Here is an 18,696-nt window from a genome sequence, read left to right as displayed (position 1 = left end):
GGCTAGGGCCGGCGGAAAATGGCGGAGGCTAGGCCTACCAGCGCGATGACGCCGACGATAAGGGACGCTACCGGCCAGTACTGCGGGAAGTACTTGAGCGTGTAGCCGAATACTTGGCCGTCATCGAACTGCTGCCATAGTGCGAAGGGCATCCACCACAGCTTGCTCAGCGCCAGGATCGCGCCCACCAAGCCGGCCGCCACCCGCGCGCCACCGCGCAGGAAGAAGCTCGCCGCAACCAGCAGGACGCCCGCAATGGTCAGGGCGAAGAGGAGGGGAGTTTCGGTGCCCAGCGGAGAGCCGCGCAGCAGGAACTCGTGGTCGATTGCGTGTTGCTCGATGAGGGTATATCCATCGAGGACGACGTCGTCTGGAATGCCCATTACTTCTCCTTCTTTTCACCCTCAAAGTCGGGGTGGTTTTTATCGTGTTTGGGGTCGTAGCCGTCGGACCAGACTCCGGTATCGAAGTCGTAGTCGACGTTCTCGCCTTCCTCATCGGTGCGCTGGTACCACTCGGTATAGCGCTCGGCGGAGGAATCGAAATCGTGGCCGGCGCCGCGGTCTCCCTCGGCGTGTTGAACGGTGAACTCGAAGTCATCGCCATGCTCTTCGATGCCGCGCATGATCGCGTTATCCATCGCCGTGCGGGCGTAGGTGCGGCGGATAAACATCGGGTCCGAGCGCAGGTCGCGAATGAAAGCCACCATCATGACTAAAAGGACCACGCAGAAGGGGAGGGCGGCGAGAATGGTGAGGTTTTGCAGACCCGTTAGCACGTCTTCGCCGCCGGTCAGCAGCATGACGATGGCGATGCCCATCATGCACACGCCCCAGAAGATAACCACGAGTTTATTCGGGGTGGGATCACCCTTGGAAGACATCGTTCCCATCACCACGGAGGCCGAATCCGCCGAGGTGACGAAGAAGACGGCCAGCACCACCAGCAGGATATAGGGCGTGATGGAACCTAAAGGCAGGTCCTGGAACATGGCGAAGAGCACCTGCTCATTAGAGGATTCGCCGTCGAAGCCGGCGATGCCTTCGCGGTTAAAAGAAATCGCGGTGCCGCCAAAGATGGTAAAGGCGAGAATAAGAATGATGGTAGGCGCGAAGACGGTCACGGCTGTGAACTCCCGGATGGTGCGACCGCGGGAGATGCGGGCGACGAAGAGGCCGACGAACGGCGTCCAGGCAATCCACCAGGCCCAGTAGAAGGCGGTCCAGTAGGACTGGAACTCGATGGTCTCATCGCCCCAGGACAGTCCCTTGGCCATCATCGGCAGAAGCTGATCGATGTAGGTGACAATGCCGGCCGGGATGAGGTTGAGCAAGAGCAGGGTGGGGCCGACAAGGAAGACGAAGACCACCAGACCCAACGTCAGCGAAATATTGATATTGGATAGGTAGCGCACGCCGCGCGCCACGCCGGAGACTGCAGAAAGGATAAACGCGCAGCCGAGCACGGCGATAATGATGATGAGCGCGGTATTCGTCATAGCGCCAGCACCACGGATGATGGTGACGCCTTCGCCGATCTGGATGGCGGATAGACCCAGGGTGGCGGCGGTGCCGAAGAGGGTGGCGATGAGCGCGAGGACGTCGATAAGCTTGCCCACCGGCCCATCCGTATCGCGGGAGCCGAAAAGCGGCTTGAAGATGGAAGAGACCAAAGGCACGCGCCCGCGGCGATAGGAGGAATAGGCAATCGCCGCGCCGACCAGCGCATAGGCCGCCCATGGGGATATGCCCCAGTGGTAGTGGGCTTGGGCCATGGCTTGGTGGAGGGCCTCGACGGTATTGCCGTCCACCGTGTGCGGCGGCGGCGTGAGGTAGTGCGATAGCGGCTCGGACGGGCCATAGAAGAAGATGCCCACGCCGATGCCGGCGCCGAACATCATGGCCACCCAGCTGAAGTAGCTGAACTCGGGCTCCTCGTCATCGGTGCCGAGCTTGATGCGCCCCAACCGAGAGCAGCCGATATAGGCCATGGTGACAATGGCCAGCATCATGGTGATATTGAGCAGCCAGCCGGCGTTGGTAATGGCCCAGCCAAAGGCGGAGGAGGAGGCGCTGGCCACGCTATCGGGCATGAGGACGCCCCAGATAATGAAGGCGACGATGAGGATGGCGGTGATGAAAAACAGCGGTCTATCCAGGCCAAACTTATTGCGCTGGTCTTCGACGCTGATGCCGGGCACAAGCCCTGGGTGCATGTTATGGGGGTATAAGCCCACGGCGCTGCCCTTGTCACGTGGTTCAAGGGAGCGATGATACGCGCGGGTGGATCGGGAGGAGTTCACGAGTTCCTTACGCGGCAGGGGTATGTCCCTGCCTTACTAGACGGTTCTCTTATTGTCCTGCACCGCTGCAAAAACCGCAAATGTAGTGCATAAATGTCACGCTATAAAACAGGGTTGTGCAGTGGATATAGACAATTCTGTCTTAGGTGTCGTAGGCTGAAGCCCTTAACTCGATACAAGGAGAAATAGTGATTATTACCGGACTTCTCACCGGCATCGTCTTCGGTGCCGTGCTGCAGCGCGGGCGCTTCTGCGTAACCGGCATGCTGCGCGATATTTTCCTCAATAAGACGTGGCGCGGCTTTACCGCCCTGCTCATTTTGATTTCGGTTCATGCCTTTGGCCTGACGCTATTGACTGGCGCGGGCGTGCTTTCGCCGGAGATTAGCGATTTCAAGCCGGTAGCCGTCATCGTGGGTGGCTTCATCTTTGGCCTCGGCATCATCTTGTCCGGCGGTTGCGCGTCCGGCACGTGGTACCGCTCAGCCGAGGGCCTAGTCGGCTCGTGGATTGCGCTGCTGTTTTATGGGCTTTCGGCCGCGGCCATGAAGTCGGGGCCGCTGTCCGGTGCCAATGACTGGTTCAAGCAGTGGAGCCTGCCGGTCACCACCATCCATGGCGCGCTGCACATCTCGCCGTGGATCTTGGTTGCGGTCCTGTGGGTCGTAACCTTCCTGCTGTGGCGCCACTACCGGGCAAAGGACGCCGGCCGCCCGAAGGTGGATTTGGGGCAGCCGTGGTACGCCAAGCCGCTGAACATGAATATTGCGGCCGCCGCCGTCGGCATCATCGGCACGGTGGGCTTTGTGCTCTCGGCCGACGCTGGCCGCAACGGCGGCCTCGGCATCACCACGCCGACCGCGGACATCGTCCGCTGGACCGCCACCGGTGATTCCGCGCGCATGAACTGGGGCACCCTGTTGGTCATCGGCCTGTTGGTGGGCGCGTTTATCGCCGCCAAGTCCGCCGGTGAGTTCCGCGTGCGCGTGCCCGATGCACAGACTGCGACCCGCGCTATTTGGGGCGGCATCATGATGGGAGTTGGCGCGTCGCTGGCCGGCGGCTGCACCGTGGGCAATGGCATGGTGGAGACCTCTCTGTTTAGCTTCCAGGGCTGGGTATCGCTGTTCTTTATGGCCCTGGGCGTCGGCGCGGGCGCGCGCCTGTGGCTCAAGCCGAAGAACTCGCAGAGCCGTGAGCCGCAGCAGCCGCAGACCTACTCCACCGAGGAATCCGTGGATAACTCGGTGGTCTCCGCCGAGGATAAGGTGCTGCCGAGCTTCGCCACTGCCACCGGGGCGGTAGCGCTCAAGACCAAGCCGCAGGCCAAGGAGAAGGCCCGCGCGCTGGGCGGCGGGCGCTATGCGCTCGATACCCTTGGCGCGGTGTGCCCGTTCCCGCTGATTGAGGCCAAGCAGGTCATGGCGGAGCTGGAGACTGGCGAGGCGCTGGTTATTGACTTTGACTGCACCCAGGCCACCGAATCCATTCCGCAGTGGGCGGCCGATGAGGGCCATGAGATTCGTGATTTCCACCGCTCGGGCGATGCTGGCTGGCAGGTCACGGTGGTCAAGGGCGGCTAATTACATCATTGTCAGCTACTATGTGGAGGCAGAAGAATCGAGCGTGATTCTTGTGCCTCCTTTGTGGTTTGAAAGAAGTTATCGCATGCCCGAGTTTGATGATAATTCCACCGCTGTTGCGGATATTTTGCATGCCTTCGCCGTCTTTGAGCGCGAGGAAGAACACCTGCTGGACGCGGAACTGCGCCTCAACGTCTATGCCAGCTAGGCCATGATCCGCGTCTTTGCTGCGCTATTGCCCTCGGCCGCCGCGCGCGAGCATTTGGTGCATACGCTGCGGCCCATCCACGCGGCAACCACCAACGAGCTGCGCTGGACGGATCCGGATAACTGGCATGTGACCATGGCGTTTTATGGCGAGCAGCCCAATGATGCCGCGGCGGTGCGCGAGCACCTAGCCCACGCGGTGGCCGGTCGCTCGGCGTTGGATGTGCACTTGAGCGGGGCGGGCAGCTTTGAGCAGCGCACGCTGTGGGTGGGCGTCGGCGGGCAGGCGCGCGGTGTGCGGGAGTTGATGGCGCAGTGCCAGCTTGCCGACGTCCCCTTTAGCCACCACCGCCCCCACCTCACCGTCGCGCGTGCCGGCCGGCGGACCCGCGAGCCGTGGGCGCTGGCGGACTATGTGCGCGCGTTATCGGTGTATCGGGGGCCGGAATTTCGCGCGGACCGGGTGTGCCTGATGCAATCGCACCTCGGCGAGGGCCGCGGCGGTGGCCCACGCTACGAGGTGATGGAGGAGTATCCGCTGTTTTAGGCGGCGCGGGCGGTGCGGATTTCGTGGACGAGGGAGTCGAGCTCCGCGCGGGTGGCCGTGCGATCCGGGTGGGTGGTGCAGAAATCTAGCAGGAAGTAGCCGGCGTGCTGTACGGCAATGTGGCGGGCCCAGAATTGGCGCACGGCATCGGGGTTATCCACGGCGAGGGACTGGATGGCGCGGCGCTCCGAGAGCAGCTCGTATTGCAGGTCGCGGCGCGCGGACAGTACGGCATCTGGGGTATTGACAAAGAGCAGACCGAGCAGGGTAGCCATGGACTCCATCGCGCGGACCTGCAGGCGGGCCTGATTGCGCACGGGGGCGCTGCGCTGCCACAGCCACAGCACCGCGGTGGCGATGAGGATGGACAAGATGATTTCGCCACAGCGGGCCTGGATGGTGGGCCACAGGGGGCGGTTGGCGGAGTTGCCCATGAGAAGGGCGAGCGGGGTGGAGAAGATAACGCAGATGGCGTAGTTCTTGGCCACGAAGATTTCGGCGCAGAATTGGCACGCGGCCAGTGCAAGCAGGAGGGTCCAGCCGCTAATGCCAAAGTAGTGGAGGATAGAAAACAGCAGCACGCCGACGACAGAGCCGAGCATGCGGTGGATGCCGCGGACGGTGCCCGGCACATGATCGGGTCCCCATTGCAGCATGAGGAAGGCAGAGACCACGCCCCAGTCCGGGCGGTCAAAGCCGAGGGTAAGGCCTACGAGCACGGTAATGACCGCGGAAAGGACAACCTTTTGGGTGGTGACCATGGCGTGCGAATCGCGGACCGCGGCGCGGTACAGGCGGTAGCGGCCGGTGGGGCGGGTGTGCGGGATGGCGGTGCGATCCGGATCGACGTCGGTGACATTATCGGTGAGCTGATCCGAATCGGCGCCCAAATCCAAGGCGCGATTATGCGCCACGATGGTGTGCTGCGCCGCGAGGGTGCGCTCTACTAGGTGGGCTCCCTGGGAGTCGATGATGCGGCCGCCGCGGATAATGTGGGCGTCGGAAAGCGCCTGCCAGGCAGCAAAGAGTGCGGTCTGCGCCTGGTGGTGGCGGGCCAAGGAATCGTCGCGGTCATCCTGGAATGCGGCCGCGGCCTTTTCCAGTGCGGCGACCGCGCGGCGCTCGGGGCCGTGGGCGTCAATAAGGGCTGGCGCCATGCCGAGTACGAGGCTGGCTACCATGCCGGTCAGCGCCCAAAAGAGCAGCTGGCCCACGGTGACATCGGTGCGCGCGAGCATCACCGAACCGCCGCCGACCATGACCAAGAAGAAGGTGCCCGGCGGCGGCAAGCGCAGGGCATTTTGGGCAAAGCCGCACACGGCGGCCAAAACTGTGGTGTATAGGCCCGCCAGCAGCAGCCACCAATGCCCGTGGCCAGGCGCAAAGATGAGGTGGCCTACCAGCACGCCCACGGCCGCGACGGTAATGAGTGCGGTGCCGGCGGTGAGCATGACGCGCGGGCGGGTGCGATAAGGGTGGCCCTCGCCAAAGATGACGGTGAACGCGCCGGTGGAAATGAGCAGGATGGCGTAGTCGTGGCCGGTCAGCAGCGCGATGGCGCCGGGAATGAGAATCGCCAAGCCCGCGCGCAGGGCACTGGGCCAGCGCACCGAGGCGCTATTAAACGCGGTGAGCAACTGGGTGGTGCTGGGGCGCTGCGGGATGGGATAGTCAAGCTGGGTGGCCACGGAGCAGCAGGATCCTTTCTCGGCGGAGTTATCTGACCCGACTACCTTACGCCCGAAGCCACCCGCTTTACATGTCGGCGGCCGCGATGAGCCGGCGCGTGTAATCCGTGCTGGGCGAGGACCATATGGAGTCGGTCGCTCCGTGCTCGATGAGCCGGCCGCGGTCAAGGACCGCAACGCTATCGCACAGGTGGCGCACCACCGCGAGATCGTGGGTGACAAAGAGCAGGGTGAGCTTGCGCTTAGCGATGATCCCCGCCAATAACTCCAGCACCTGGGCGCGCACGGACATATCGAGGGCAGAGACGGCTTCATCGGCCAGCAAGATATTCGGCTCGCCGCACAGTGCGCGGGCGATGGAAATGCGTTGGCGCTGGCCGCCGGAGAACTCGTGCGGGAAGCGACCGAGGCTATCGGCCGGCAGGCCGACCTCCTCGAGTGCGGCCGCGGCGCGAGCGCGCTTGTCGGTCTTGCCGAGGTTGCCGGGGATGGCCTCTGCGATGGATTTCCAGATTTTCAGGCGCGGATTGAGCGAGCCCTGCGGGTCTTGGAAGACCATCTGCACGCGGCCGCGGACGTCGATGTCACCGCTCGTAGGCTGGTCGAGCCCGGCGATGAGCTTGAGCAGGCTGGTCTTGCCCGAGCCGGAGCCGCCCACGATGCCGAGGCGCTCGCCGTGGTGTACGCGCAGGTCGATGCCATCGAGCGCCGCATGTGCGCCGTGGACCTTGCTGACCCCGCGTAGCGTCACCAGCGCATCTTCCGCTGCGGCCGGGGAGAGGCTAAGTTCCGGTGGCCGCGAGGAGGCGATGAGCGTGCGGGTATAGGGATGCTCGGGGTGGACAAGCACGCGCTCGGTGGGGCCGGATTCCACCACCGTGCCCTGATGCATGACGAGGACGGTGGGGCACATGCGGCGAATGACCCCCAGGTCATGGGTGATAAAGATCAGAGCGGTGCCGTGGGCCTTGGTCACCCGCTCGATAACGCGCAGCACGCCGTCCTGGGTGGTGGCATCCAGTGCAGTGGTTGGTTCATCGCAGATGAGCAGGTCGGGGCGCCCGGCCATGGCCATGGCGACGAGCACGCGCTGGCGCTGCCCTCCGGAGAGCTGATGCGGGAACCGGGAGGCGACATCGGCGGCTAGGTCCACCTCGTCGAGCGCGGCCGCACAATCGCGCACTCCGGCCTGGGACAGTTGCGTGCCTATGCGCATGAGCGGATCCAGTGCGCTCATCGGCTCTTGGAAGACCATCGCCATGGTGGACCCGCGCAAGGGGCGGATGCGGGCATCGCGCGCGCCGATCACCTCGGTCCCGTCCACGGTCACGGAGCCGCTCGCCCGCACCCCATCGGGCAGGAGACCCATGATGGATAGCGCCGTGAGGGACTTGCCGGAGCCGGATTCACCAATGATGCCGAGCTTCTCGCCGGCTGCGAGCTCGACGTTGATGGGGCCTAGCAGGGCAGTGGTGGACCCGGTGGCGGTGACCGTCAGGTTATCTACGTGGAGCAGGCTCATCGCGCGGATCCTTTCAGGCGGGGATCGAGGAGGTCACGGAGGGCGTCGCCAAGCAGGTTAAAGCCCAGCACCGTGGCAGCAATGGCCAGCCCCGGCCAGACGGCCTGCAGGGGAGCGGTGCCCAGCAGCGACTGGGAATCTTGCAGCATCCGGCCCCAAGAGGCCGCCGGTGGGGCGGTGCCCAGGCCGAGGTAGGACAAGCCGGCCTCGGCCAGGATGGCGAGGGCGAAATAGACGGAGGCCTGCACGATGAGCAGCCCGGTGAGGTTGGGAAGGATATGGCGCAGCGCCACCTTCCATCCCGGAACCGCGGAAATGCGCGCGGAGGAAATAAAGTCCTGCGTGATAACCTGCAGCGTGCCCGAACGCGCCACGCGGGCGAAGGAGGGAATGCCGGCGATGCCGATGGCAACCATGGCCGTCAGCGTCGAAGGGCCCCACACCGCGCCGGCAATAATCGCCAACAACAGCGCGGGGAAGGCAAGCAGTAAATCCGCGCCGCGCATCACCAGCGCATCGGCCCACGTGCCGCGGCGCATGCCGGCCAGGATGCCCAAGGGCACGCCCACGAGGGCGGCGATGCCCACCGCAATGAGCCCGACAAAGACCGTAATCTGGGCGCCCGCCATGATGCGGGAGGCGGTATCGCGCCCAAAGCGGTCCGTGCCCAGGAGATGCTCGGCGCTGGGGCCAGCAAGGCGCACATCCGGGTGCGCCAGCGTCGGGTCATACGGCGTCCACACCAGCGAAACCAGCGCCACCAGCACCGTGGCGGCTACGAGGAAGGCACCCAGCCAGCCAGAAAAACGCAGCTTCATTACTTCTCACCTGCCGTGATGCGCGGATCGATGAATCGGTAGGCCACATCCGTTAAGGCATTGACCACCAAGGCGAAGGCAACGAGCAGCATGACCAGGGTTTGCACCGTGGTCAGATCGCGCACCGATACCGCATCCAACAGCATGGAACCAATACCGGGGATGACAAAGACGGATTCGATCACCACGGCCCCCACGACCATCGTGGTCAGCTGCACTCCGGCCACGGTAAGTACCGGCAGCGCCGCATTGCGCAGGCCATGGCGCTTGAGCGCCTCCCACGGGGACTGGCCGAGCGCACGGGCGGTGCGGATATAGTCCTGCTGCAGCACATCAAGCACCGCCGAGCGCACGTAGCGCGTCAGCATCGCACCTTGCACCACGGCCAGCGCAATGACCGGCAAAATAAGGTGGCGGATAAACTCGCCCGCGCCCTGCTTTGGCGGCACCCACCCATTGGCCGGCAGCCAGCCCAGATGGACGGCAAAAATGGCCACCAGAATGATGCCGAGGAGGAAGCTCGGCACCGCAATGCCCAGCTGCGTGCCGGCCGACACCACATCCGCGCCGCGGCTACGGTTGCGCAGTGCCAGCCACATGCCCACCGGGATAGCCCCCGCCAGCGCAAGCAGCATCGCTAGGCCAATGAGGATGAGCGTGACCTGGGCGCGGTCTAGCACCAGCGGCGTAATATCCTGCTGCGAGGACAAAGACTGCCCAAAGTTGCCGGTAAATAGGCCCTTTATCCACTCCCAATACTGCGTAAGCAGCGGGCGGTCCAGCCCCAGCTCGGAGCTCAGCTTGCCGACGGCCTCTTCGGTCGCATTCACTCCCAGCGCCACCCGCGCCGGGTTGCCCGGCACCGCGCGCATGAGCGCAAAAATGATGATGGAGGCAACAAAGAGCGTCAATGCGAAGCGCAGCAGCGGGCGTACGATGGCGCGCCCCGTGGTGCGAAGGGAACTCATCGGGCCTCCTTTTCGGTGTTTTCTGCGGCGGTGGTTTTGGCGCCCGCGTCCGCGTCGGCAGAGGTTAGGTCGCGCAGGATGAGCGCGTCGGTGACCTGATCCGGATGCAATCCGTGCACGCCGGCGCGGGTGAGCACGATATTGGGCATATTCATCAACGTCAGCGCGCCAGCATCCGCCATGATCTGATCCACGGCCTGTGCCATGAGCTTCGGGTAGTCCTTCTCTGGGGCGGAATCGGCTTGGGCCAAAAATTCACGGGTGCGTGGGGAATCGTAGTTGAGGTAATAATCCGGATCGCCGAACAAGGTGGGCATATCGCGCGGCTCCACGTGGGAGATGAGCGACATCTGATAGTCCTTTGCTCCCATCACCTGACCTAGCCACACGGCCGGGAATTCGGCGGATTCCAGCGTCACCTTAAAACCAACCTCAGTAAGTTGCGAGTACAGCAGCTCGGCGACGGTCTGGGCGTAGGGCAGCGTCGGCGTGGTCAGCGTAATTTCGGCGCCTTCCGCGCCGGCTTCCGTGAGCAGCTGGCGGGCTTTTTCTGGGTCGTAGTCGTAGTAGTGCTTGTCCTCGAACCACGGATCCGTAGGCGGGATCGGCGCGCCGCCGGTGTCTTTAGCCATGCCATTCCACAAAATGTCATTGGCCGCCGAGCGGTCCACGGCATAGGCCACGGCCTGGCGCACCCGTGGATCGTCGAAAGGCGCGCGGGCATTATTCATGGACAACAGCACCTCACCATTGGTGGTGCCGACCTCGGTAGCGATGCCCTCTTTGACGTCATCAAGAAGCTCCGGGTTCTGCACGCCCCAGACCACGTCCACGCCGCCGGCCTGCAACGCATTGACCGAGGAGATGGTATCCGGGAAATAGCGCACCGTGACATCCTGTGCGGCGGGCTTTCCCCAATATCGGTCGCGAACGTGCAGCTCTACGAACTCCGAAGGCGCAAAGCGGGAAACCTCATAGGGGCCGGTTCCCACCGGCTGGGCGGCGAGGTTATCCATGCCGTGTGGCGTCATCATCGCGCCGGTGGCTGTTCCCATGGACCATAGCCAGCCATTCGACGGCTGCTTGAGGCGCACCTGAAGCGTGTGCTCCTCGGCTGCGGTGACCTTGTCTACCGGATCCATGGCGGCGGCGATGCCGTTGGTCCACTTCTCGCGCACGTAGTCAATGGAAAAGGCGGCGGTCTCAGCGTTAAAGGCATCGCCATTGGAAAAGGTGACGCCCTCGCGCAGGTGGAAAGTATAGGTGCGGGCGTCATCGCTGATATCCCACGAAGTGGCAAGCCCTGGGGCAATGGAGCCGTCTTCATCGATGCGCACAAGGGTCTCGTAGACGTTGTCCATAAGCACGGCGGGGATGGCGGCGCCACCGGTGGTGGTGAAATCCAGCGAGGCGGCCGCAGAAGTGGAAGCCACGGTGAGGAAAGAAGGTGCGGTGTCGCTGCCTGCCTGGGTAGTATCGACCACCGCGGTATGGCCCGCGGAACACGCCGAGAGGGTTCCTACAGCGGCCGCCATGGCGATGCTGCCCAGCGCCCTACCGGCGCGAAATCTTCTCATAGAAAGCAGGGTAGCCGGTGGATATAGCTGCCGTGAAACTTATGCAAAATTGCCCGGAGTGGGGATAACTTCTAGGGGGGATACGCCCCCGCGCACGCTATTCATCGCCAGTTTCATGCGGTCCGCGCGGTAGAGGTAGACCGCCAATTCCACCGGTTCGCCGGAGTGGTTGGAAATCTCCATCTGCAGCCGCCACAGCGGGGTACCCGTAGCCACGCCAAGCGCTTCAGCGTCCTCCGCATCGGCTTCTTCCAACGTGAGCTCGCGGCGCACACTATCAAAGTCCACGCCGCACTCGCGCAGGTGCGCATGAATGGATCCGGCATCCGCATCGAAGTCCAAGATGTGCTTTCCCACCACCATGGGGAAATACATGCGCTCGATGGCAATGGGGTGGTCTTCGGTATAGCGCACGCGGTGGACAAAGACGACATTGTGTTCTGGGTCTACGCGCAGAAAGCGGGTGATGTCCCGCGGCGCGCGGCGGCGAGCTAACCACAGGGTGTGCTGCTGCGGATTCTCGTCATATTCGCTCAGCCAGCTGGAAATGGAGTAAATCGATTCAAAAAGCTCTGCCTGGGTGGAGGCCAAAACGGTAGAGCGGCGCCCGCGGCCTGAGGACACTAGCCCTTCGGCCCGCAAAGCCGCAACGGCTTGGCGCACGGGGCCGCGGGAGGAAGAAAACTTCTCGCACAAGTCTGCTTCACTAGGCAGGAAATCGCCTGGTTGCAGCACGCCGGAGCTGATCTGCTCCCGCAGGAAATCAGCGATCTTCTGATGCTGCTGTTTATCGCGTGGGCTCATTCAACCTTTGTCCTTAGTTTCTCCGGGGCCTTTCCCAGCGGAGCGAAACACAGTAATGCTATTCCATTTTGCAAAGGCGCGCTAATGCAGCAAAGCTACCGAGCATGTGCTCCCCGCCCGGCCAAGAGGAAGGCAAAGGAAAAGGCCACGCGCCGTCCGACCAGCACCGAGATGCTAGGCGAGCACGCTAGGCTAAGTGTCCGTGGACGAGAGCACCGAAACGATTGAAGTACGCGCGGCCAGCGGCAGCGCGCGCCTAGGCAAGGCGGTAGCGGTGGCGGTCATCATCGCCGTCGCGCTGCTAGTAATCGGTGGGGTGCTTATCTACTCGGCGTTGCAGGAACCGGCCGATACGCGCCTGCACTCCGTTTATCTCATTGCCGCGCTCATGCCACTAGGCGGGGCGCTGTGCGCCATGCTGGCGGTGGTGGCCTCCGTGCGGCGCCGGGCGCGTCCGGTGCTGCGGATCGGCGAGGAGATTTCCTTGCCCCACCAACGGACCAGTTTCGCCGCCTCTGAACTAGAGCGCGTGCAGTTCTATTCACTCGAGTTGGATCAGAATTTCCTTGCCCTGATTCCAGGCGGGGTGCGCGTTTCTACCTTGGACGAGGCGCGACGGTATTCGGCCCGCCTGCCGGAGCAGGCGAACCTGGGCCCGCGGGAACTTGAGGGGAAGCTCCGGGAACGGTTTCCCGGCGTTCCCATTGACCACCTAGGTCAGGTGCGGGCCGAAGACTAGCTCGGGGTGCCAGCTACGCGTGCCGGATCGAGCTGCCAGCCCTGCGCGAGCAGCTGCATATTCTTGATTACTTCTTCGTGCGAGCTGGACTGCAGCGAGACCATGAGCTCATCAGCCTTGGCGTGCTCTTGGAAGGTATCGAGGTAGTTGGCCACCTCATCAGCGGTGCCGACAGCGGAGTACTTCAGCATGTCTAGGATCTGCTGGCCCTGGTAGGAGCCGATGATCTGCTCTACTTGTTCATCGGTGAGGTGCTTGCCGCGGCCGGCGAAGGCCTTGACGCGGTTGAAGCACACGCGCTCGTATTCTTCCTGTGCCTCTTGGGTGGTATCGGCGGCGGTGACGTTGACGCCGGCGATGACATAGGGCTTGCTAAAGCGCTCGGAAGGCTGGAAGTGCTCGCGGTAGTAGGTAGTGGCCTGCTCGAGGTGCTGCGGGGCAAAGTGGGAGGCAAAGGCATAAGGCAGGCCGAGCTTGGCGGCCAGCGAGGCGCCGAACATGGACGAGCCCAAAATATAGATAGGCACGTTGGTATTCGCGCCTGGAATGGCGCTGACTCCCGGGATATAGGATTTGCCCTCGAGATAAGAGTTGAGCTCCTTGACGTCCTCGGGGAAGCGCTCGGCAGAGTGGGCGTCACGGCGCAGCGCGCGGCCCAGGGTATTCATGTCCGTACCGGGGGCACGGCCCACGCCCAAGTCAATGCGCTCGGGGTACATCTCCTCCAAGGTGCCGAATTGCTCGGCGATGACATAAGGGGAGTGGTTGGGCAGCATCACGCCGCCGGAGCCCAAGCGGATGCGCTCGGTCTTTGCACCGATGTGGGCGATGAGCACGGCCGGGGAGGAGGACATGATGGACTTCATATTGTGGTGCTCGGTGTACCACATGCGGGAGTAGCCCAGCTTTTCTGCTTCCTGTGCCAATTGCACGGAGCGGGCAATGGACTGTGCTGGAGTTTCGCCCTCATAGATGGTGCAGAAGTCCAAGACGGAAAGATGCGCGCGTTCGGTCACGGTGGAGGGCCTTCCTTTGCTTCGGTAGATGCTCTATAAGTTCTCTCCTTCCAACGGTACGCGCCACCCGACTATTCCGGGCGGGGCGATACAGCAAGGCAGCGTGGGGAGCTAGAGACGCACAGAAATCTCCCCTCCGCCTCGGCGCTGCGATGCAGTGCGGAGAGGGAGGGGAGTGGAACGGAGTGAAACAGGAGAAGGGTACTAAGCCTCAGCGAGGGCCTCAGTCTCGGCCGGTTCTTCCGCTTGTGGGTTGGCGGCGGCGTGCTTCTCGCCGGCCTTGGTGGCGATATCGACAACGAGGCCGATGACTGCCGCGATAGCGGTAGGAACAATCCAGCCCAAGTCCACGGACTGGCCGGGCGCCAGGCTCAAGAGGGGATCGAGTGCGTCGGTGCCCCAGCCCTGGGCGGCGATGACGGACAGAGCCGACCACAGCACCGATACCCACAGCGCCAGGCGGTAGGTCCAGTAAAAGACGACGGACTTTTTCACCATCGGCTGGATCAGCGTGAGAGCGATAAGGGAGATGGCCGGTGGGTACAAGAAGGTGATGAACGGAACCGCGATAGACAGCACCGTATCCAGGCCCTGGAAGGCAAAGAGGATGGACAGCGCGGTAAACAGGCACGCCCATACGTGGTACTTGACCTTGGGCATGAGCATCTCAAAGAAGGCCGACGTGGAGGTGATAAGGCCCACCGCGGTGGTCATGCAGGCCAGGATGACGATGGCAGAGAAGACGGCCTGGCCGATGGTGCCCATGGTGAGATTGGCGGCGTCGGCAAGCAGGGGCGCTCCCGACTCATAGGACTGGCCGTTAGGGATAGTTTGGCCCACCCAGGCCAAGCCCAGGTAGATTGCGCCCAGCAAAAAGCCGGCAATAAGCGCGGCGGTGATCGTGCCATTGACCAAGGACTTGCGGGTCTTAAAACCCTTGGAGCGCAAGGACGCGACAATCACGATGGAAAAGGCCAAGCCGGCAATCGCGTCCATGGTGTTATAGCCCTCGAACAGGCCGGTGACCATGGGGGAAGAAGAATAATCCTCGGTAGGGGTCTGGGGATCGCGGCCGTTGCTAAAAGCGGCCAAAGTGATAAGGACGATCAGCAGCGCTACCAGGGCTGGGGTAAGGAACTTGCCCAAGGTATCGATGATGGTGTTTGGGCTCCAGGCCAGCATTAAAGCGATAAGGAAGAAGACGATATTGAAGATGCCATTGGCCATCGTTCCTTCCCATCCCAGAAGCGGGGTGATGGCGGTTTCCATGGACACGGCGCCGGTACGCGGAAGGGCGTAGAAAGCTCCGATGGCCAGGTAGGCCATCACGGAAAAAACCAGGCCGAAGAGGGCTCCGCCGTTAGAGCTCAAATCGCGCACGGAGCGACCAGAAATGGCAACGGCAACAATAGCTAGAACCGGAAGGAGTACGCCGGCGGCCAGGAAGCCGAGGACGGCGGGCCAAAAGTTGGTGCCGGCCGAAACGCCCACCATGGGCGGGAAGATGAGGTTGCCGGCGCCGAAGAACATCGAAAACAGCATCAGCGACGCGATTACGATGGTGGCGCCGGGCTTAGAGGTGCTTGACGCAACTGGGGTAGCCATTGTGGCTCCTTAATTTTCCATGTACAGCTAGAATGCGAGGAAGCTTTCCCATTCCGCCGAGGGTGGTGGCGGAGGCGGGGTGCCTCTTCGCGGTCCGAGGTGGCGGGTCACGCCTGTTCGTGTAATGAGACATTACCGCCCACATGGTGAGAAATCAAAGCGTGGGGGTGACGCAGAATACATGGTGGCCCCAGCTGGGCCGGCCTAATCGAGGTCCGCGAAGGCGCGCTCCATGCGGTCGAGCGCTTCTTCCAAGATTTCGCGCGAGGTAGAAAAGTTCAACCGCGCATGGCCCGGGCCGCCGGTACCGAAGGTATCGCCCTCATTGAGTGCCACCTTGGCATTCTCGCGCAGCCACTTGGCCGGCTGTGGATTGCCGCCAATGGCGGTATCGGCAAAGTCCAACCACAGCAGGTATGTGGCATCCGGTTTGCTGGTCTTTAGGCCGGGGATGCGCTTGGGTAGCTCCTCTACCAACCAATCGCGAGTCTCGCGCAGGTAGGCCACCTCCTCATCGAGGAAATCGCCGCACTCGCGGTACGCGGTCTCCGCGGCCAACACCCCCAAGGTGCCCGTGCCATCCTTGGCCACGCCAGAAAGGCCATTCCACGTGCGAACATCGGCCGCGTTGGAGAAAATCATCTGGGCGCACTTGAGGCCTGCGGTATTAAAGGCCTTAGACGTAGCGGTGACCGTGATGGTGCGCTCCGCGGCTGAGGCGCCGAGCGAGGCTACCGGGATATGCCGGCCCTCATAGACCAGCGGGGCGTGGATTTCATCGGCCAAGATGCGCGCATCATATTTCTCCGCCAGCTCCACTAGCTCGGTGAGGTAGTCCTCGTCCAAGACGCGGCCGAGCGGATTATAGGGATTGACCAGCAAAATAGAGCCCGCGCCCGCCTGGAAGGCGCGCTCAATATCATCGAGCTCCAAGCTGGTCTCGATTTTCTCACGGCCCGCGGTGCGTGGCAGCTCCAAAAGCGGTGGGTAGGAAGGAACCGGCACGATCACGGGGGAGTCCTCACGGGTGAAGTACTGCACGCCGAGCAATAGGCCGCGCACTACATCGCCAATCCAAAAGACGTGCTCCGGGTTGGGGCGCCAGCCGTAACGGTCGTTGTAGAAATCGGCCACTGCTTCGCGCAGCCCCGAGGCCTTGGGTGCTGGGGTATAGCCGAAGGTTTCCTTATCCACCATGTCTTCCAGCGCCTTCTTTACGGCGGGCGCGGTGGGGAAATCGGACTCCGCGATCCACAGCGGCAGGACGTCTTCCTCGAAGACGGTCCATTTGCGGGTTCCGCGGGCTTGCAACTCTTCTAGGCTAGGAAACTCCATGACCATAACCATAACGCGCAGCCCGCGGCCACCCCAGCGCTTTTATGCGCTTTTATTCATCTGCCTGGTCGGCCCACCGGGAGTCCTCCTCCGCGTCTTCGGATTCGGAGGCAGGGCCGGAGACAAAACCATACTTCTTCAACCGGCGGCGGTCCGCGGCCGAGGTGGATTGGGTGAGCTTGAGCAACTCGGCATAAATGCCACCGGATTGCGCCAGCTCGGCCGGCGAGCCCATCTCATCAATGCGGCCGCGATCCAGGGTGATGATGGTATCCACATCCGCAATGGTGGAGAGACGGTGGGCAATAATCAGCGTGGTGCGGTCCTTCATTAGCTCATCCAGGCCGGCCTGCACAGCGCGCTCGGACTTGGTATCCAGCGCCGAGGTGGCCTCATCCAGCACCAGAATGGGCGCGTCCTTGAGCATGGCGCGCGCCACGGAGACGCGCTGCTTCTGCCCGCCGGAAAGCTTCAGACCGCGCTCACCAATGACCGTGTCATAGCCGTCCGGGAAGGCTTGGATGAACTCATGGGCATTGGCCCGCTTGGCGACGTCCACGATTTCCGCCTCCGTGGCACCCGGCTTGCCATAAGCGATGTTCTCGCGAATGGTGCCAGAAAAGAGGTAGGACTCCTGGAAGACCACGCCCACCGAGGCGCGCAGGCGCGAGGCAGTGAGATCGTCTACTCGGTGCCCCAGCACATCGAGGTGCCCGGCCGAGGGATGGTAAAGGCCTAGCAGGAGGTTGAGCAACGTGGACTTGCCGCCGCCGGATTCGCCCACGAGAGCGACCTTGTGGCCCTCAGAGGCGGTGAAGGAAATATCCTCCACCACGGGCTTGCCTTCCTCGTAGGCGAAGGAGACATGGTCAAAGGAGAAGACCGGCGCGCCGGGTGTGGGCTCCAGCGGGCGTACCGGGGTGAGGTCGAGCTGCGGGGTATGTGAACCGGTGGTGGCGGCAACCAGCTCGCGCGGTGCGGTAGGCTCGAGTTCTTCTTCCATGACCTTGAAGTAGTCCTTGGAACCGGCGATGGCGCGCTGGGCGGTATCGACAATCCAGCTCATCATGAAAACCGGCTGCTTTGCACTGGAGACCATTTGTAGCAACATGACCATATCGCCCAAGGAGAAATGCCCCTCGAGCGTGCGCCAGAAGATTACGCCGTAAATGCCGAGGAAGATAACCGCCATGGCTAGGCCACGGAAGGTATCCATCATGTGCCACCAGCGTGACTGCGGCTTGGTGGTATCGACCACGGTGCGGTAGCGCTGAGCAAAGTGGGAGAGTTCGCGGGTTTCGCTCACGAAGGACTTAGCCACCTTGACCTGGCCGATGACCTCCGCGAAGCGGCCGTTGGCGACGTCAATATTCTCGTTCTTGACCGCCTCAAACTTCTGCCAGCGCTTCGAGGTGAGCGCGGTAAGCCACATATAGACCGGGAAGAGCAGCGCGAGCAGGATAGCCAGTGGCCAGTAATACCACGCGGTAATGGCCAGCACCGCGAGGGTCTGGATGATCATCGTGAAGAAGTTATTGGCAAAGGACTGCACGAACTGCGTGATATTGGCAATCGAGCGATCTAGCCGGGCGATGATCGTGCCGGTGACCTGGTTATCGTAATAGCCCTGCGGGAGGGCCAGCAGCTTGGCAAAGTAGCGCGTGGACAAAATCTCGCGCAGGCGCGAGACCATGACATCGCCGATGTAGCCGCCGATATTGCGGAAGAGGGCATTGGCGGCGTCGGCAAGAAAAAGCGCTACTGCCAGCAACAGTACCGTGCGCAGCGCATCGCTTAGTGGGGTGTCGTTCTGCAGGGCGTCCACGATGGTATCGGTGGCTTCGCGCGTCAAAAACGGCGAGACCAGTGCGACGACTGCGGTGATTGTGGCGGTCAGCAGCACGCCCAGGTAAAAGGGCCACAGGGCGGAGGCACTGCGGGTAATGCGCAAAATGGAATTCATAAGTAGACCACACTCACTTCGA

At 62.7% G+C, this 18,696-nt stretch carries 16 protein-coding genes; 4 read left to right on the top strand and 12 right to left on the bottom strand.

Annotated elements, in window-relative coordinates; translation table 11 throughout:
* Positions 1-2 precede the first annotated feature (2 nt).
* The gene (locus QP915_RS07660) at positions 3-383 is read right to left on the bottom strand and encodes a hypothetical protein (protein ID WP_239192441.1); all 381 of its coding nucleotides are present in this window, start codon (positions 381-383) and stop codon (positions 3-5) included.
* Positions 383-2,215 (bottom strand): BCCT family transporter, encoded by a 1,833-nt coding sequence (locus QP915_RS07655; RefSeq protein WP_284768918.1) that lies wholly within the window; start codon positions 2,213-2,215, stop codon positions 383-385. Before QP915_RS07655 ends, QP915_RS07660 begins: the two co-directional genes overlap by 1 nt.
* Positions 2,216-2,490: 275 nt before the next feature.
* On the opposite strand from QP915_RS07655, the gene QP915_RS07650 reads away from it, so the two are divergent.
* From QP915_RS07650 to thpR, 3 genes are all read left to right on the top strand, one after another.
* A complete protein-coding gene (locus QP915_RS07650; protein ID WP_284768917.1) occupies positions 2,491-3,885 on the top strand; it encodes a YeeE/YedE thiosulfate transporter family protein in 1,395 nt (464 codons plus the stop codon).
* A gap of 85 nt (positions 3,886-3,970) precedes the next feature.
* Positions 3,971-4,093 (top strand): hypothetical protein, encoded by a 123-nt coding sequence (locus QP915_RS07645; protein WP_255342548.1) that lies wholly within the window; start codon positions 3,971-3,973, stop codon positions 4,091-4,093.
* A gap of 3 nt (positions 4,094-4,096) precedes the next feature.
* Positions 4,097-4,639: an RNA 2',3'-cyclic phosphodiesterase gene (gene thpR, locus QP915_RS07640; protein ID WP_284768916.1), complete on the top strand. Its 543-nt coding sequence runs from the start codon at positions 4,097-4,099 to the stop codon at positions 4,637-4,639.
* Here thpR and QP915_RS07635 read toward each other — a convergent pair.
* From QP915_RS07635 to QP915_RS07610, 6 genes are all read right to left on the bottom strand, one after another.
* A complete protein-coding gene (locus QP915_RS07635) occupies positions 4,636-6,327 on the bottom strand; it encodes an FUSC family protein (protein WP_284768915.1) in 1,692 nt (563 codons plus the stop codon). The genes thpR and QP915_RS07635 overlap by 4 nt on opposite strands.
* Positions 6,328-6,394: 67 nt before the next feature.
* Positions 6,395-7,849: an ATP-binding cassette domain-containing protein gene (locus QP915_RS07630; protein ID WP_284768914.1), complete on the bottom strand. Its 1,455-nt coding sequence runs from the start codon at positions 7,847-7,849 to the stop codon at positions 6,395-6,397.
* On the bottom strand, positions 7,846-8,667 hold the full coding sequence (locus tag QP915_RS07625; protein WP_284768913.1) for an ABC transporter permease: 822 nt from the start codon (positions 8,665-8,667) through the stop codon (positions 7,846-7,848). Before QP915_RS07625 ends, QP915_RS07630 begins: the two co-directional genes overlap by 4 nt.
* Complete coding sequence (locus tag QP915_RS07620; protein ID WP_284768912.1) at positions 8,667-9,635, bottom strand: ABC transporter permease; 969 nt, start codon at positions 9,633-9,635, stop codon at positions 8,667-8,669. Before QP915_RS07620 ends, QP915_RS07625 begins: the two co-directional genes overlap by 1 nt.
* Positions 9,632-11,212 carry an ABC transporter substrate-binding protein gene (locus QP915_RS07615; RefSeq protein WP_284768911.1) on the bottom strand — a complete coding sequence of 527 codons (1,581 nt, stop codon included), beginning with the start codon at positions 11,210-11,212 and terminating at the stop codon, positions 9,632-9,634. The genes QP915_RS07620 and QP915_RS07615 overlap by 4 nt, the downstream gene beginning before the upstream one ends.
* Positions 11,213-11,251: 39 nt before the next feature.
* Positions 11,252-12,016: a GntR family transcriptional regulator gene (locus QP915_RS07610; protein WP_284768910.1), complete on the bottom strand. Its 765-nt coding sequence runs from the start codon at positions 12,014-12,016 to the stop codon at positions 11,252-11,254.
* A gap of 202 nt (positions 12,017-12,218) precedes the next feature.
* Here QP915_RS07610 and QP915_RS07605 point away from each other — a divergent pair, with 202 nt between their 5' ends.
* Complete coding sequence (locus QP915_RS07605) at positions 12,219-12,755, top strand: hypothetical protein (RefSeq protein ID WP_284768909.1); 537 nt, start codon at positions 12,219-12,221, stop codon at positions 12,753-12,755.
* Here the strand turns inward: QP915_RS07605 and QP915_RS07600 are convergent.
* The 4 genes from QP915_RS07600 to QP915_RS07585 form a co-directional block, all read right to left on the bottom strand.
* Positions 12,752-13,771 (bottom strand): LLM class flavin-dependent oxidoreductase, encoded by a 1,020-nt coding sequence (locus QP915_RS07600; RefSeq protein ID WP_239192482.1) that lies wholly within the window; start codon positions 13,769-13,771, stop codon positions 12,752-12,754. The genes QP915_RS07605 and QP915_RS07600 overlap by 4 nt on opposite strands.
* Positions 13,772-13,975: 204 nt before the next feature.
* Complete coding sequence (brnQ, locus tag QP915_RS07595; RefSeq protein WP_284768908.1) at positions 13,976-15,376, bottom strand: branched-chain amino acid transport system II carrier protein; 1,401 nt, start codon at positions 15,374-15,376, stop codon at positions 13,976-13,978.
* A 204-nt stretch (positions 15,377-15,580) separates the two neighbouring features.
* Positions 15,581-16,711: a MalY/PatB family protein gene (locus QP915_RS07590; RefSeq protein WP_284768907.1), complete on the bottom strand. Its 1,131-nt coding sequence runs from the start codon at positions 16,709-16,711 to the stop codon at positions 15,581-15,583.
* Positions 16,712-16,763: 52 nt separating this feature from the next.
* On the bottom strand, positions 16,764-18,674 hold the full coding sequence (locus QP915_RS07585; RefSeq protein ID WP_284768906.1) for an ABC transporter ATP-binding protein: 1,911 nt from the start codon (positions 18,672-18,674) through the stop codon (positions 16,764-16,766).
* Between the last annotated feature and the right edge of the window lie 22 nt (positions 18,675-18,696).

This window comes from Corynebacterium sp. MSK158, from assembly GCF_030229085.1.
In the GTDB taxonomy this organism is placed as follows: domain Bacteria; phylum Actinomycetota; class Actinomycetes; order Mycobacteriales; family Mycobacteriaceae; genus Corynebacterium.
Note: the sequence above shows the minus strand (reverse complement) of the source record. Positions and strands in the feature narration are given on the sequence as shown.